The following is a 14,907-nucleotide window of genomic DNA, read 5'->3' as shown; positions in this document are numbered from 1 at the left end:
TTCTAAACAAATCATAACTTATTATACGTCTTTATTCAAGCGTTTCTCGTTCTCCTAATAAGCGTACTGCATATACTTGTTCGCAAAATCCTTTTAATCCGTTATATATACGATGCATTCGCGAATCATGGTGTACAAGACCAAATACAGTTGGGCCACTTCCACTCATTAATACAGCATCCGCACCGAAGCGTTTCATCTGCGCCTTAATACGTGCAACTTCAGGATGCATCGCAAACGTCACATCTTCTAAAACGTTACCAACAGTATCACAAATTCCTTTATAATCCCCATGGTTAATGACTTCAACCATTTTATCTACATTTGGATGAGTAACACGATTTAATTTTAAATTTCCGTACACGTCAGCAGTAGATACACCAATGTGGGGCTTTGCCAAAATAACCCAACAAGAAGGCGGGGTCTTTATATGTTCAATTTTTTCTCCTCTTCCAGTGGCAATTGCAGTTCCACCATATACACAGAACGATACATCTGACCCAATTTCTGCGCCAAGCCCTGCTAATTCATCGATTGTTAGCCCTAAATTCCATAACTTATTAAGGCCACGTAATGTCGCTGCTGCATCACTACTTCCACCTGCTAATCCAGCGGCTACTGGAATCGTTTTTTCAATAGTAATAGATACACCTTTTTTTACATTAAACTTCTCTTTTAATAATTTTGCTGCTTGATAAGCTAAATTGCGTTGGTCGTCTGGGACATACCGATTATGGGACAAAATTTCAATACGGTCTTCTACTAATTCCGTTAGCTCTAAACGATCTGCTAAGTCGATTGTTGTCATAATCATTTTCACTTCATGATATCCGTCTTGTCTTTTTCCCAGTACATCTAACGACAGATTAATCTTTGCTGGTGCTTTCACTAGTAGCTTCAATCTATTCACCCACTCTATGTACTCAATCTTTTATCGTTTATTTTACCATAAATTTATAGTAAGACGATGACACTTCCCTAATTATAACGAAAAGCATTCAGAATGAAACTACTTATGTCAAATGATGGCACCTTTTAGCGTGCAAAAAGCCGAGGAATCTCTCCTCGGCTACCGTAGCATAGAAAGTATCTTACAACTACTGGTTTTGTTTCATTAATTGCTGTTCTGCAATTTCTATAGCACGTTTCACCATATTACCAGCATCTTTCGCACGAATTCCGCCCCATCCTTCTTTCTGAACAATATCATAAAAGCCAAGCTCTTTTGCAAGCTCTTCTTTAAATTGATTTGACATGACTCCTCTTCGTCTACTCAATGCAGAGTCCCTCCTTATTTTGCTACGGTATAATTAGTATGCAAAATAATATAGCTTTTCATTTATGGAAATATATGTAACGAACAGCGCATTAATTATAAAATGCTTCATTATGAGGTTCATCGTAAAATGTTAACTCTACTGTCTCTGTTAAAACATCTGCATAACTATACGATACACGTTGCAATGCATCTTCTTGCTGATCTAATTGTACAACAAAGACAGAACGATACGTTTCTGCAAGTACACCCGACTGCTCCACAGTTTTTCTTCTTCCGCTGTTCGCCTTTAACATAAGTCGCTGTCCAAGATGGTGATCTAATTCGTTTTTAATATCATCTAAACGTTTTGACATATACCTTGCTACACCTCGCTGTAATTTAGATTGAACACTTAAAACACGATATATCTATCTCAATTATTAACCGCAATTCACAGACAATATCATTATAAAAGCATCATGCGTTCGAATAGATAGAAGAAATACTATATTGTAAAAGTATCATTGTATAGTCTGCACGTTCTTGCCGCTTTTTATCCAAATTCATTCAAATCATTTCCGCATAAAAAAGCAAGATACGTATGTACCTTGCTCATTCGTCATAATGTTGAAAGGGTAACCCTGTTCGTAAAATCCCTCTTGTTTCAATCCCGCCTAGTCCCTTTTCACCAGTAATTGTATTACGCACAACGTCCCATACATTTACTCTTTCCATAAATGAAGTGAAACTAATTTTTCCAACTACATATACAGGATCTAGAGCATGAATATTAATCCTAGCCGGTGAACTAGCAAAATTAGCACCCGCTCGAATCAACGCCTCAAAGTGTGATTGACAAGCTCCAGCAAAAATAACAAGTTGATCCAATGATGGATATTTTTTTCGAACTTCTCGAACAGCCTGTACAAAATGTCTAGAATGTCTATATGCCGCTAAATCTCCCATAACCCCTTTTGACCTTGTATATGCATCATGCCCTGTAATTACTAAAATGTCTGGACGAAAATGATCTATTAAATCTACTACCTTTTCATGCATCTCTGTTTCCTTACAATGAATACCTTGAACAGGAACGCCTATTTTATTATATAAATCTAAACACTTACGCAAATATAAAGGATCTCCGTCTATATGCAATACACGTCCTGGCATTTGAAAATAATTCACTTCGCTTGTGTACCCACCAGTTGAAGTGTGTTCATGCCTTTGTTTCATCAATACGTAATCTTGCTGAAACAAACGGTACGTACGCTCCATCGTTTCTTTTTCATGCTTCACTCTATTTTTATGTTCTCGTTGATCTATACTAACTAAATCTTCTAGTGGTGCATCTGCCACAAGTCTAATTTCTTCTCCAAACAATATTGCTGTTTCACCTTTTATTTCTATAACACGAAAAAGAATATCTCTCTTATACGAATATCGTTCCACTAACTCTCCGACATGTAAAGCCATTCTCCTACCTCCAAACTCATTAGGCCATCTTACCTGTTTTTAAAGTATGAATTTGGAGTAGGAAAGGTGACAAAAGGGACAGTTCAAGTTGAACTGTCCCTTTATTATTCTTATTATAATTTATGAAGAACTAACGCATTACTTAGTTTTGCAAACTCTTCAATAGATAGTGTTTCGCCTCTTCGTTTCGGATCAATCTCTACTTCTGTTAAAATTTGACCCAACAACTCTTTATCCTTCGGGAAACCATTTAAATTATTTGATAAATTATTCATTAAAGTTTTACGTCGCTGTGCGAAACTTGCTCGTACTACTTCAAAGAAGAAAGTCTCATCTGTTACTTCTACAACTGGTTTCGGACGCTTTAGAAGGCGGATAATCGCAGAATCAACATTTGGTTGTGGTACAAACACTGTACGCGGTACTGTCATAACTGTTTCTACCTCAGTATAGTACTGAATTGCAATTGATAAAGAACCGTACTCTTTTGTTCCAGGTTTAGCTGCTAAACGATCCCCAACCTCTTTTTGCATCATAACAACAAATCCACGAACCGGTAATTTTTCTTCAAGCAATTTAAATAAAATTGGTGTTGTAATATAGTATGGTAAGTTAGCTACAACCATTACATCTTGTCCTTCTTCAAATTGCTCACCAAATACTTCATGTACATCCGCTTTTAGTACGTCTTTATTAATAACTGTAACGTTACCATATGGTGCTAACGTCTCGTCCAAAATTGGTAATAATCTCTGATCAATTTCAAAAGCTACTACTTTTTTAGCACGCTTCGCTAACTGCTCTGTTAACGCACCGATACCTGGTCCAATCTCAATTGCACCACTTTCTGAACCGATTTCTGCGTGATCAACAATACGGTTTAATACGTTTGTATCAATTAAAAAATTTTGTCCTAAACTTTTTTTGAATGAAAATCCATACTTTTCAACAATGTCTTTCGTACGATTTGGTGTTGCGATATCCTTCATTTTTTTCCCTCCTGTATTACTTGCTTATAAGCTTCTGCAAATGATTCCTTTGAAACTTGAAACATTTGTAAACGTTTATGTAACTGTTTTGCGTTTGTATAACCAATCTTTAATAGCTTACCCATTCTTTCTCTGCGACTCTTTGCCATTTCTCCGCCCACTAAGCCTGCATCGACTAAATCACTCCAACTAATTTCACTTGTGTAAGCTTCCATTTCTTCATGTACGTTCTCTAAAGCACGGCGAATCGATTCGTTAGAAGCATGTTCAATTCCAACACCTTTTTTCCTTTTAGCAAGTGCTTCTTCCTTTGGTAAAAACGCATGCTTACATCCTGGAACCTTATCTGAAATAATCTTTCGAATGCGTTCTCCAGGATAATCCGGATCCGTGAAAATAATAACGCCTCGTTTTTGCTGCGCTAATTTAACTTGCTCAATAACATGATCACCGATTGCTGAACCGTTCGTTTCGATTGTATCTCCATCAACAGCGCGTTTAATCGCAACTGTATCATCTTTACCTTCTACAACGATAATCTCTTTAATTTTCATACTTGCCTCCACACTCGTTTCGTCTCTACTTAGTAAAACAAAAAAATGACGACTTTTCCATTATTATTTTCCCATTCTAATATTTTAAAAAGCAGAAGGAAAAGATCTTTGTTCACTATTCTTATAGTAACACTTTCATCTTTTCCTTAATTTATCCGCAATATATCTACTCATATTACGGATAAATAATCGAGTCTTATCATTTCTACATCTCTCTTCTCAAAAAACAAAAAAGAATGGGCCTCCCCACTCTTTTTTATTCAACACCAAATAAGGCTTTTGCATTCTTTGTTGTGATTTGTGCTACTTCGTCATAAGAAATTCCTTTTAAATTTGCAATTTCTTCTGCTACAAGTTTTACATAACTAGGTTCATTTCGTTTTCCTCGAAATGGATGCGGTGTTAAATATGGACAATCTGTTTCTATTAATAATTTTTCTAACGGGATCTCCACAGCAACTTCTTTCGGTTTCTTGGCATTTTTAAATGTTACTGGTCCACCTAACGAAATTAAAAAATTCATATCGACACATCGCTGCGCTACTTCTACACTACCGCTAAAGCAATGCATAATACCTCCCACTTCAGCAGCTTGTTCTTCTTCTAAAATATCAACGATATCCTGAGTTGCATCACGGTTATGTATAATAATCGGTAATTTCACCTTTTTCGCTAATGCGATTTGTTTACGGAATACTTCCTTTTGTATTTCCTTTGGAGACTTATCCCAGTGATAATCTAGTCCCATTTCTCCAAGAGCAACTACCTTTGGGTGTGAAGCTAGTTCCTCTAACCAAACTAAATGTTCTTCTTTCATATCGATTGCATCCACAGGATGCCACCCCACCGCAGCATAAATAAAATCATAAACTTCTGCTAATTCAATTGCTTTCTTTATCGTTACTTCATCAAATCCAACAACAACTGTATATGTAACTCCCGCTTCTTTCATCCTTGCAATAACTTCTTGTAAATCTTCTTCAAACTGCTCTGCATTTAAATGTGAATGTGTATCAAACAACATAATAAATAACTCCTTTTATATTGAAATCAATTCTATTCTCGAGAAAAATTAAGCCCTTTATAACTTAACGATAACAATACTACAATTTTAATGCAAAAAAGAGGGATTTAAAAAGAAAAAAGATGCTTCACAAATGTTACACGTGAAACACCTCTTTTCTTGTCTCAATTACTTAATTTTTGTACCGTTTGGTAAGTTTTGGTCGATTGTTGCTAATGACAATACGCCATTCTCTTCACCTGCCAAAATCATACCTTGTGATAATTCACCACGTAATTTTACAGGCTTTAAATTCGTTACACAAATAACCTTTTTACCTTTTAGTTCTTCTGGTGTATAGAACTTTGCAATTCCTGAAACAACCTGACGCTTTTCTGTACCTAAATCAAGTTGAATTTTTAATAACTTATCTGCTTTTTTCACAGGTTCAGCGGATATTACTTCAGCTACTCGTAATTCTACTTTAAAGAAATCATCAATTGTAATTTCTTCTGCCTTTGGTTCTTCTTCTTTTTTCTCTTCCACTTTAGGAGCAAAAGCTTGCATTTGTTCTTTAATATACTCTACTTCTACTTCCATTTCTAAACGAGGGAAAATTGGGTTTCCTTTTTCTACTTTTGTTCCAGCTGGAATACATCCAATTGTAGATAGGCTCTCCCAAGATTTATGTGCCTCTTCAGTAAGGCCAAGTTGAGCAAACATCTTACTTGGTGCTACTGTTAGGAATGGCAGAAGCATAATACCCGTTTGACGAAGTACCTCTGCTAAGTGAGCCATTACAGATGCAAGTTTTTCGCGATCATTCTCATCCTTCGCTAATACCCATGGCTGTGTTTCATCAATATATTTATTCGTACGGCTAACTAATTGCCAAATTGAACTTAGCGCTACAGAGAACTCCATATTCTCCATTGCCTCTTCTACTTTTTTCAATGTATCTTTCGCAAATGTCACTAGCGTTTCATCGAACTCAGTTACATTTGCTTTATATGCAGGGATTTCCCCATTAAAGTATTTATCAATCATAGCTACTGTACGATTTAATAAGTTCCCTAAATCATTCGCTAAATCAAAGTTGATTCGTTCAACAAATCCTTCTGGTGTGAATACTCCATCAGATCCAAATGGAACTTCGCGAAGTAAATAGTAACGTAATGCATCTAATCCGTAACGATCAATTAGTGTAACTGGATCTACTACGTTTCCTTTTGACTTACTCATTTTTCCATCCTTCATTAAAATCCAGCCATGAGCAAAGACTTTCTTCGGAAGTGGTAAATCTAAAGCCATTAAAATAATTGGCCAATAAATTGTATGGAAACGAACGATTTCTTTACCAACTAAATGGACATCTGCTGGCCAGAACTTTTTATACTTCTCTTCATTTTCTGTTCCATATCCTAATGCAGTAATATAATTAGACAAGGCATCTACCCATACGTAAATAACGTGTTTTGGGTTACCCGGAACACGAACTCCCCAGTCAAATGAAGTACGAGAAACAGCTAAATCTTCTAATCCTGGTTTAATGAAGTTATTAATCATTTCATTTTTACGAGACTCTGGCTGAATGAAATGAGGATTATCTTCATAGAACTTTAATAGTCGGTCTACATATTTACCCATTCTAAAGAAATAAGATTCTTCACGAACAAGCTCTACATCGTGACCACTATCTGGGCTTTTCCCGCCAACTACTTTGTCACCTTCCATAATTGGATCAACTAATTGATGCGCTGTATAGAATGTTTCATCTTGTACAGAATACCAACCTTCATATTCATCAAGATAAATATCACCTTGGTCTACTAACTGCTTGAAGATTTTCTCAACAACATCTTTATGACGATCTTCAGTTGTACGAATAAAGTCATCATAAGAGATATCCATCTTCTCCCAAAGTTCTTTAATCCCTGATACAATGTTATCCACATATGCTTGTGGTGTAACATTTAGTTCTTCTGCTTTCTTTTGGATCTTCTGTCCATGCTCATCAGTTCCTGTTAAATAATGAACATTGTATCCTTGCATACGCTTATATCGTGCCATCGCATCTCCTGCCACTGTCGTATAAGCATGTCCAATGTGTAACTTTCCACTTGGATAATAAATTGGGGTAGTGATATAAAAGGACTTATTTTCCTCTGTCATTGTTTTGGACCTCCCGAATAACCTCATATGTATTTATAAACAGTATATCAAAAACTCACATGTAAAAACGAGTTAATGCTCGATATCTTTATCATCTATTACTCATATTCAAAAAAAATATACAATCCCTTTCTGAAAAATATATATTTTTCAGAAAATAAAACAAAATAATTGTAGAAATTACTCATATTCTATTATATATAAGTAGTATAAAAATCTATAAATCTTTTTTAAAAATATAGAATTTAAGAATTGACGGAAATGTAAATGATTGGTATCATATGTCCATAGGGTATTTTGTCGAAAAATGACGAATCAAAAAATAGACTCGAAACTTATAAACTATTAGGAGGAACAAAATATGAAATCTACTGGTATCGTTCGTAAAGTTGATGAATTAGGTCGTGTAGTAATTCCAATCGAATTACGCCGTACTTTAGGTATTGCAGAAAAGGATGCTCTTGAAATCTACGTAGATGACGAAAAAATCATCTTAAAGAAATATAAACCAAACATGACTTGCCAAGTAACTGGTGAAGTATCTGATGGTAACCTATCTTTAGCTGAGGGTAAAATTATCTTAAGCAAAGAAGGCGCTGAACAAATCTTAAACGAACTTCAAGATTATATCGAAACAGCAAAATAAGCTTCTCAATTATGAGAAGCTTATTTTTTATCGACATGATAGATTTGATATACATCTCGTTTCGACAAATCTCGATCTTTAGCGACTGTTTTAATCGCTTCTTTTGAATTCATACCTTTTTCATTTATATAATGTTCAATATGATTATATACTGAAATAGATTCCCACCATTGTTCTTCTGGAGTAGCTTCTTCTGTTGAACCGGCTACTAAAATACAAAACTCACCACGAACTTCATTTTGCTTCGTCCACTCAATTGCTTCTTCAATTGTGCCACGAATAAACTCTTCAAATTTTTTCGTTAGCTCACGACATAATACAACTTCTCTATTTCCTAATACTTCTTGCATAGAAATCAAAGTATCATCTAAACGATGTGGTGCCTCGTAAAACATCATTGTAGTTGGAATATAGCGCAATTTTTCTAACTCATTCTTACGTTCTTTTTTATTTCTTTGCAGGAAACCATAGAAATAAAAGTGTTTTGTCTCAAGTCCTGATGCAATTAATGCTGTAAGGGCCGCATTTGCCCCAGGAAGCGGAATAACATGATATTGTTCTGCTACAGCCTCTACAACAATATCGTAACCAGGGTCTGAAATACACGGCATACCAGCATCGCTCACAATGGCTACAGTCTTACCGTCTTCTAACTTATCTAAAATTTTTCGTCCACTTACTTCTTTATTATGCTCGTGATAACTCATAACTGGTGTTTCAATTTCAAAATAATTACAAAGCTTCTTCGTTTGCCTTGTATCTTCCGCTGCAATAATGTCTGCCTCTTTTAACATTCGGATTGCACGAAATGTCATATCCTCTAAATTTCCGATTGGAGTCGGTACTAAATATAAAACTCCCTTTTCATTTTGCTGAAAGCTTTTTTGCTGCCACATAGCGTTCTCCTTTTTGCATATATTCTTCTTTTTGTTTCCTCGTTAACTGTTTAAAGTGATACTCAGCTTGCATAGCCGTTCGTTTATCCTCGTGACCCTCTACATATTTTAAAATAACTGGAAGTCTAGCACGTGTATATCTAGCACCTTTTCCACTATTATGGGTCTGAATCCGCTTTTCTATATGATTTGTATACCCGGCATAATAACTTCCATCAGAACACTCCACCACATAAAAACAATGCTTATTCTTCTCCATATAAAATTGAACGAAGCTCCTTTGTATATTCGTTATTTTCTTCATATACAAAAAGAGGTGGCAAGATTTTTAAATCTGCATTTCCATCCTTAATTCCTTCAATTAACAATGTATTCGCTTCTTTACCAGCCTTAGGATAAACAAATCGCACACGTTTCGGTTCGATTTTGTATTTACGCATTAATGTGACGATGTCGAGCAAACGACCTGGGCGGTGTACAAATACTACCTTCCCGCCTTGTTTCACTAACTGGCTACTTGCATATACAACATCTTCTAATGTGCACATAATTTCATGACGAGCTATCGCTAAATGCTCATTGATATTCTTCTCAGAGGTTTGTGGTGTTTGAAAATAAGGAGGATTACACGTTACAACATCATATTGATGACGCCCAAGTTTCTCCGGCATATCTTTCAAATCTCCATGGATTAAATTGATTCTTTCTTCTAACTTATTGTATTGAACGCTTCTTATTCCCATATCATATAGACGCTCTTGAATTTCTACACCTGTAATTTTCCCTTTTGTCCTTGTACTTAATAAAAGAGGGATAACTGCGTTACCTGTACACAAATCAAGTAAATTACCTTTTTGAATTGGCACCCAAGCAAAATCTGCAAGTAAAACTGCATCTAAAGAAAAATTAAATACTGATGGACTTTGTACAATCTTCATATCTTGCTCTAATAAGTAATCTAAACGTTCATCTTCATATAAATTCATATATTGCTCCCTTTCTTACACTTAACCTACCCTATTTCAGCCTCTATTAATGTAAAAATAAATTTCATTCTACTCTCATGTATAAAAAATTACCTTTCCAATTATATTGGAAAGGTAATTTCACTTTTTATTTAAAAATGACAGACAGAATAAACAATCTCCCTCTTTACGTACACTTCCATAATGTAGATTGCAAATATGAAAACCTTCTTGATACAGTCTTGCTAAGTTATCGTAACCTTCACCAATATCTGTCTTCGGCTTCATTTCTTTGCGTTTTTGAGTTTTTTGTTTTTCCTTATTCTGCACTTCTTCAAAACGATGTCGCAAATTTTCATTTTCCATTTTTATATGTTGGTTTTCTTCCAGTAATTCTGCAAGATGCTGTTTTAATTCTCCCAACTGTTTGTATAAATGTCCAATTTGCTCTTCCATACTAGAAACCGATGCAAAAATATCCTTTTTCTCCACAAGCACCCACCTCATTAATCTGTGGTTTGACTCGAAACGACCCCTTTATTCATTAATTCATCTAACGTATATTCTACTATCCGTTCCTTGTCTACTAGTTCCACTTGAATTAATCTTTCTAAAATATTTAATCCGATAACACGGCCAGTACCATGTGGTGTTTGTATACGTTGATCTAAATCAGGAAGTTGTTCCTTTGCTGCCTCATATTCATCATTCTCATACTTTAAGCAACACATTAAGCGACCACATAAACCAGAGATTTTTGCAGGATTTAATGATAAATTTTGATCCTTCGCCATTTTAATGGATACAGGTTCAAAATCCCCTAAAAAAGTAGAACAACAAAGCATACGACCACATGGACCAATACCACCAAGCATTTTTGCTTCGTCACGAACACCGATCTGTCTCAGCTCAATTCTTGTCCTAAAAATTGCCGCTAAGTCTTTCACTAGTTCACGGAAATCAATCCGACCATCCGCAGTAAAGTAGAAAATAATCTTATTACGATCGAACGTATACTCTACATCTACAAGCTTCATATCAAGATTATGTTCTCCTACCTTTTGTTGACACACTTGATATGCTTCTTTCGCAGCATGCTTATTCTCTTCAACAATGGTACGATCATTTTCATTTGCAATACGAATAACCTTTTTAAGCGGTAATACAACGTCATTTTCATCAACTTGCTTTTTGGTAATAACTACTTTTCCGTATTCAATACCTCTTACCGTTTCTACAATTACAAACTCATTTTCTGAGATATCGAACTGATTCGGATCAAAGTAATATACCTTTCCGGCCTTCTTAAAGCGAACACCTACTACATCATACAAAACGGTCATCCCTCCTGCAACCGCAACACTAACTGTTCGAACACAAGCTGCGCATTTACATTAGCGTTGATTCTATTTTTTGCCTCTAATATATTAAAGAGAGCTGATACAATGCGCTTCTGAGCATAGGAGAATGATTCAAACATCTCTTTCTGCTCATGAAAAACAAGACGATCTTCTTCTCCAAGTTGAACATATAATAAATCCTTATAAATAAGGAGTAACATATCTAAACCTTGCTGTAATTGTTCTTTCTCTCTAAAGTGTTTCCCCCATTTTTCTTGTACAAAAAAAATAGAGGCTTTATCTTTTTCGAGCGCTTCACATAATTTTATCACTAAAGCTCTTGCTTGTGCAAACCATTCATCATTACACATTAATAAAGCTTCTTCAAAACTATTTGTAAGCTGTGCAGCAAGCATCGATAACGAGACTGTAATACCTTCTTCCTCTAATCTCTTAATTAAAGATTCTGTAGATAAAGGTCTAAATGTAACAACTTGACACCGAGATAAAATCGTATTTAAAATCTGATGACTTTGTTCAGTAAGTAAAATAGCTGTTGTATCACTACTTGGTTCTTCTAAAAACTTTAAGAGTGTATTCGCTGCATTCGCTGTCATACGATCTGCATGCTCAATAATATATACTTTTTTATTTGCTTCTAATCCTGTTTTCGAAAACTCTTCTTGTAAGTCATGAATTTGCTGTTTTTTAATAGATAATCCATCTGGTTTTACAATATGTAAGTTTGGGTGGTTACCTGAATCAATTCGGCGGCAATTCGTACATACGTGACAAGGTTCTACACCAGCTCTTTGTAAACAAAGAAAGCTTTTTGCCATTTGAATTGCTGTTGCGAACTTCCCGGTCCCTTTTCCTCCCTCTAACAAGTAAGCGTGGGATATACGCTCTTTTGCAATGCTATTCATCAACATTTTAACACCGATGGGCTGTATAGCAGAAAGCTGCTCCCACGTCTTCATCATAATGCATACCTCACTTATTTCATTCTTTCCTTCTATTATACCAATTTATCTTCTATAATCTGAACAACTTCTTCTATAAGTTTTTCCATTGGTTGGTCAGCATTGACTAATACAATACGATCAGAAAAGCGTTCTACAACTTGTAAATAGCCTTCACGCACACGTTTATGGAAAGAGATGTCTTCCATATCTAGTCGATTCACTTCGCGCCCTGCATCTTTTTCAATTCGCGCTAAACCAACCTCTGGTTCAATGTCTAAATAAATTGTTAAGCTAGGCATACAACCTTCTGTTGCGAAACGATTAATCTCAAATACGTTGTCCATACCTAATCCCCTTGCATATCCTTGATATGCTAAAGAGCTATCTATAAAACGATCACATAACACAAGATAGTTCTCATTAAGTGCTGGCATAACTTTCTCCACTAAATGTTGTCTACGTGCAGCAGCATATAAAAGCGCCTCTGTACGTGCTTCCATCATTGTATATTCTTGCTTATGTAAAATCGTCCTAATATCTTCAGAAATTGCAATACCACCTGGTTCTCTCGTCGCCATTACCTTTTGGTCCTTTTGCTCAAAGTACGGCAATAACCTTTTAATTAATGTTGTCTTACCCGAACCTTCTGGCCCTTCAATTGTTACAAATAATCCTTTCATCCTAAAACCTACTTTCTATATCATACACTTTCATATATTTCGTACTACCTTGAAAACGAGCCCCCGTTTTCTCTAAATGAGCAATTTGCTCTGTATGCTCTTTAGTAATTCTCTCTCCATACATAATCAATGGAATTCCAGGTGGATATGGAATCACCATTTCCGCTGCTATCATATCCACAGATTCTTCTATAGATACTAGCTTCATTTTGTATCTCTCTAATTGTTTATACGTATACGGTAAAGGAGAGATTTCTCCTTTATAAGTATAACGAATAGATACAGTCTTGTCTTTTACCTTATATTGTTGCAACGCTACTCGGAGTATCTCTATTACTTTCATGTACTCCTCATTTACTTGCAACGGCAAAATAAATAGGACATTATATGGATCTGCCATTTCCGTATATATACCGGCCTTTTCAAATACAGACTGTAATTCATACCCTGATAGCTGACAACGAGTTTGTACCGTAACCTTTAATTCATCTTGCAATGGATATTGCAAAGTAGCTATTTGTGGGATAGAGCGCAATCCTTCTTTAAATCGGCGTAAAAACTCAACGATTTCATCGTAACCTTTTTCTTTTATACCTGCTATTGTAAATCGAGCTATATCAAGAGAAGCCATAATTGGGTACGACGGGCTACTAGATTGTAGCATACTTAAATAAGCCGAAACTTTTTCTTCGCTCACCAGACGGCTATTTATATGTAAGTATGACCCCATTGTCATCGCAGGTAACGTTTTATGTGCAGAATGTACCACAATATCTGCACCATAGGCTAATGCTGACTTTGGAAACGGCTCACCTATACAAAAGTGTGCTCCATGTGCTTCATCTACTAAGACCGGGATCTTATGCGCATGTGCATAAGCTATACTTTCCTCTAAATCAATTCCCATACCATAATAGTTAGGATGCGTTAAAATAAGCGCTTTAGCATCAGGATACCTTGCAATTGCTTTCTTAATAACTTCCTCTTGAACACCTACTGGTACATTATGTACTTCATCAATCCATGGACCTAAAAAGACTGGATTAACCCCAGCTAATTTCAAACCACTAATGATTGATTTATGACAATTTCTTTGTACAAGGACAATATCATTTTCCCCGCAACAAGACAATATCATCGCTAAATTTCCAACTGTTGAACCATTAATTAAAAAATAACTTTTTTGCGCACCATATACATCAGCTAATAATTGCTGTGCTTCATCTATACATTCAAACGGACTATGCAAATCATCTAATCCTGTTAATTCTGTTACATCGATAGGTAATATATCTTTAAACTCCCTTATAGCCTCCTGAGGGAAGTTTAAACCATTCTTATGACCTGGAACATGAAAAGATAGTGGTCGTCTTTCTTTAAATTCCATTAACGCCTCATATAAAGGCATACGATTTTGATTCATATATATCTCTTCCTTATTATTCATTCTGTATCTATTATACAGATATTAAGGCAAAAAAAATAATAGGCATATGCCTATTTAAAAATATGATACTTCTAATTTTCGAAGTTGTTTTAAATAATGTATATACTTCGGGTCATTTGTCTCAGTATTCACCATATCTCTTTCACATTCATAACATATCAAATTATTATAAACATATATGCCTTCTTTCCCTTTTGTCTCACAAACAATGCAAGTTTCACTTGGTAATTTCATGATCTTTCCTCCCCTATTTAAATAAACATATTATACACTTCTAGTCCTTAACAATTTTCAGAAAAATATACCTCAATTTCTTATATAATATGTTTTATCCTTGGGCGACGTGTTTGTATTACTTATGTATTCCCTTACTTCTTTCACGTACTGTTTAAAAACATGAAAAAACACGAGTCAAATGACTCGTGTTTTAGTTGCTTGGCGACGTCCTACTCTCACAGGGACAAGGTCCCAACTACCATCGGCGCTAGAGAACTTAACTTCCGTGTTCGGTATGGG

General features: G+C 35.4%; 18 protein-coding genes and 1 rRNA gene. 1 reads left to right on the top strand and 18 read right to left on the bottom strand.

Features of this window, described 5'->3' with window-relative positions:
• Nucleotides 1–31: 31 nt before the first annotated feature.
• The 8 genes from ispE to metG form a co-directional block, all read right to left on the bottom strand.
• Nucleotides 32–901 (bottom strand): 4-(cytidine 5'-diphospho)-2-C-methyl-D-erythritol kinase, encoded by an 870-nt coding sequence (ispE, locus tag VK90_RS21735; RefSeq protein WP_131801217.1) that lies wholly within the window; start codon nucleotides 899–901, stop codon nucleotides 32–34.
• Between the two features lie 196 nt (nucleotides 902–1,097).
• The gene (sspF, locus tag VK90_RS21730) at nucleotides 1,098–1,277 is read right to left on the bottom strand and encodes an acid-soluble spore protein SspF (protein WP_082148009.1); all 180 of its coding nucleotides are present in this window, start codon (nucleotides 1,275–1,277) and stop codon (nucleotides 1,098–1,100) included.
• A gap of 91 nt (nucleotides 1,278–1,368) precedes the next feature.
• Nucleotides 1,369–1,632, bottom strand: a complete 264-nt coding sequence (veg, locus tag VK90_RS21725; protein WP_000044339.1) for a biofilm formation stimulator Veg — start codon at nucleotides 1,630–1,632, stop codon at nucleotides 1,369–1,371.
• Between the two features lie 238 nt (nucleotides 1,633–1,870).
• Nucleotides 1,871–2,734, bottom strand: coding sequence for a sporulation peptidase YabG (yabG, locus tag VK90_RS21720; RefSeq protein ID WP_002174549.1), 864 nt, complete (start codon nucleotides 2,732–2,734; stop codon nucleotides 1,871–1,873).
• Nucleotides 2,735–2,847: 113 nt separating this feature from the next.
• Complete coding sequence (gene rsmA, locus VK90_RS21715; RefSeq protein WP_048375153.1) at nucleotides 2,848–3,723, bottom strand: 16S rRNA (adenine(1518)-N(6)/adenine(1519)-N(6))-dimethyltransferase RsmA; 876 nt, start codon at nucleotides 3,721–3,723, stop codon at nucleotides 2,848–2,850.
• Complete coding sequence (rnmV, locus tag VK90_RS21710) at nucleotides 3,720–4,277, bottom strand: ribonuclease M5 (RefSeq protein ID WP_048375151.1); 558 nt, start codon at nucleotides 4,275–4,277, stop codon at nucleotides 3,720–3,722. Before rnmV ends, rsmA begins: the two co-directional genes overlap by 4 nt.
• A gap of 256 nt (nucleotides 4,278–4,533) precedes the next feature.
• Nucleotides 4,534–5,301, bottom strand: a complete 768-nt coding sequence (locus VK90_RS21705) for a TatD family hydrolase (protein WP_002174545.1) — start codon at nucleotides 5,299–5,301, stop codon at nucleotides 4,534–4,536.
• Nucleotides 5,302–5,469: 168 nt separating this feature from the next.
• Entirely contained in the window at nucleotides 5,470–7,479 is a 2,010-nt protein-coding gene (gene metG / locus VK90_RS21700; RefSeq protein ID WP_082148008.1) for a methionine--tRNA ligase, read from the bottom strand.
• Between the two features lie 334 nt (nucleotides 7,480–7,813).
• Here metG and VK90_RS21695 point away from each other — a divergent pair, with 334 nt between their 5' ends.
• Nucleotides 7,814–8,098 (top strand): AbrB/MazE/SpoVT family DNA-binding domain-containing protein, encoded by a 285-nt coding sequence (locus tag VK90_RS21695; RefSeq protein ID WP_000843036.1) that lies wholly within the window; start codon nucleotides 7,814–7,816, stop codon nucleotides 8,096–8,098.
• 20 nt (nucleotides 8,099–8,118) lie between these two features.
• On the opposite strand, the gene rsmI is transcribed toward VK90_RS21695, so the two are convergent.
• The 10 genes from rsmI to rrf form a co-directional block, all read right to left on the bottom strand.
• Nucleotides 8,119–8,994 (bottom strand): 16S rRNA (cytidine(1402)-2'-O)-methyltransferase, encoded by an 876-nt coding sequence (gene rsmI / locus VK90_RS21690; RefSeq protein WP_025151186.1) that lies wholly within the window; start codon nucleotides 8,992–8,994, stop codon nucleotides 8,119–8,121.
• Nucleotides 8,963–9,253 (bottom strand): GIY-YIG nuclease family protein, encoded by a 291-nt coding sequence (locus tag VK90_RS21685; RefSeq protein ID WP_002174542.1) that lies wholly within the window; start codon nucleotides 9,251–9,253, stop codon nucleotides 8,963–8,965. Before VK90_RS21685 ends, rsmI begins: the two co-directional genes overlap by 32 nt.
• Nucleotides 9,240–9,980, bottom strand: a complete 741-nt coding sequence (locus VK90_RS21680; protein WP_048375146.1) for a tRNA1(Val) (adenine(37)-N6)-methyltransferase — start codon at nucleotides 9,978–9,980, stop codon at nucleotides 9,240–9,242. Before VK90_RS21680 ends, VK90_RS21685 begins: the two co-directional genes overlap by 14 nt.
• A 120-nt stretch (nucleotides 9,981–10,100) precedes the next feature.
• Nucleotides 10,101–10,451 (bottom strand): DNA replication initiation control protein YabA, encoded by a 351-nt coding sequence (yabA, locus tag VK90_RS21675; RefSeq protein WP_000412059.1) that lies wholly within the window; start codon nucleotides 10,449–10,451, stop codon nucleotides 10,101–10,103.
• A 14-nt stretch (nucleotides 10,452–10,465) separates the two neighbouring features.
• Nucleotides 10,466–11,293: a PSP1 domain-containing protein gene (locus VK90_RS21670; protein ID WP_002174540.1), complete on the bottom strand. Its 828-nt coding sequence runs from the start codon at nucleotides 11,291–11,293 to the stop codon at nucleotides 10,466–10,468.
• Between the two features lie 5 nt (nucleotides 11,294–11,298).
• A complete protein-coding gene (gene holB / locus VK90_RS21665; RefSeq protein WP_048375144.1) occupies nucleotides 11,299–12,282 on the bottom strand; it encodes a DNA polymerase III subunit delta' in 984 nt (327 codons plus the stop codon).
• Between the two features lie 35 nt (nucleotides 12,283–12,317).
• Nucleotides 12,318–12,944, bottom strand: a complete 627-nt coding sequence (gene tmk, locus VK90_RS21660; protein ID WP_025151188.1) for a dTMP kinase — start codon at nucleotides 12,942–12,944, stop codon at nucleotides 12,318–12,320.
• A 1-nt stretch (nucleotide 12,945) separates the two neighbouring features.
• The gene (locus VK90_RS21655; RefSeq protein WP_048375142.1) at nucleotides 12,946–14,367 is read right to left on the bottom strand and encodes an aminotransferase class I/II-fold pyridoxal phosphate-dependent enzyme; all 1,422 of its coding nucleotides are present in this window, start codon (nucleotides 14,365–14,367) and stop codon (nucleotides 12,946–12,948) included.
• A gap of 78 nt (nucleotides 14,368–14,445) precedes the next feature.
• Nucleotides 14,446–14,625, bottom strand: coding sequence for a sigma factor G inhibitor Gin (locus VK90_RS21650; protein WP_002174536.1), 180 nt, complete (start codon nucleotides 14,623–14,625; stop codon nucleotides 14,446–14,448).
• 199 nt (nucleotides 14,626–14,824) lie between these two features.
• Nucleotides 14,825–14,907: ribosomal RNA gene (gene rrf, locus VK90_RS31470) — 5S ribosomal RNA — on the bottom strand; the annotation flags it as partial.

The sequence above is a fragment of the Bacillus sp. LK2 genome, assembly GCF_001043575.1.
Classification (GTDB): domain Bacteria; phylum Bacillota; class Bacilli; order Bacillales; family Bacillaceae_G; genus Bacillus_A; species Bacillus_A paramycoides.
This window is presented reverse-complemented; position numbering and strand designations above follow the sequence as displayed.

What these genes read in the sequence shown, in the direction of transcription:
- veg (WP_000044339.1), bottom strand. Translation starts at nt 1,632, where the DNA reads ATGTCAAAACGTTTAGATGATATTAAAAACGAATTAGATCACCATCTT.
- yabG (WP_002174549.1), bottom strand. Translation starts at nt 2,734, where the DNA reads ATGGCTTTACATGTCGGAGAGTTAGTGGAACGATATTCGTATAAGAGA.
- rsmA (WP_048375153.1), bottom strand. Translation starts at nt 3,723, where the DNA reads ATGAAGGATATCGCAACACCAAATCGTACGAAAGACATTGTTGAAAAG.
- rnmV (WP_048375151.1), bottom strand. Translation starts at nt 4,277, where the DNA reads ATGAAAATTAAAGAGATTATCGTTGTAGAAGGTAAAGATGATACAGTT.
- VK90_RS21705 (WP_002174545.1), bottom strand. Translation starts at nt 5,301, where the DNA reads ATGTTGTTTGATACACATTCACATTTAAATGCAGAGCAGTTTGAAGAA.
- metG (WP_082148008.1), bottom strand. Translation starts at nt 7,479, where the DNA reads ATGAGGTTATTCGGGAGGTCCAAAACAATGACAGAGGAAAATAAGTCC.
- VK90_RS21695 (WP_000843036.1), top strand. Translation starts at nt 7,814, where the DNA reads ATGAAATCTACTGGTATCGTTCGTAAAGTTGATGAATTAGGTCGTGTA.
- rsmI (WP_025151186.1), bottom strand. Translation starts at nt 8,994, where the DNA reads ATGTGGCAGCAAAAAAGCTTTCAGCAAAATGAAAAGGGAGTTTTATAT.
- VK90_RS21685 (WP_002174542.1), bottom strand. Translation starts at nt 9,253, where the DNA reads ATGGAGAAGAATAAGCATTGTTTTTATGTGGTGGAGTGTTCTGATGGA.
- VK90_RS21680 (WP_048375146.1), bottom strand. Translation starts at nt 9,980, where the DNA reads ATGAATTTATATGAAGATGAACGTTTAGATTACTTATTAGAGCAAGAT.
- holB (WP_048375144.1), bottom strand. Translation starts at nt 12,282, where the DNA reads ATGATGAAGACGTGGGAGCAGCTTTCTGCTATACAGCCCATCGGTGTT.
- tmk (WP_025151188.1), bottom strand. Translation starts at nt 12,944, where the DNA reads ATGAAAGGATTATTTGTAACAATTGAAGGGCCAGAAGGTTCGGGTAAG.
- VK90_RS21655 (WP_048375142.1), bottom strand. Translation starts at nt 14,367, where the DNA reads ATGAATCAAAATCGTATGCCTTTATATGAGGCGTTAATGGAATTTAAA.
- VK90_RS21650 (WP_002174536.1), bottom strand. Translation starts at nt 14,625, where the DNA reads ATGAAATTACCAAGTGAAACTTGCATTGTTTGTGAGACAAAAGGGAAA.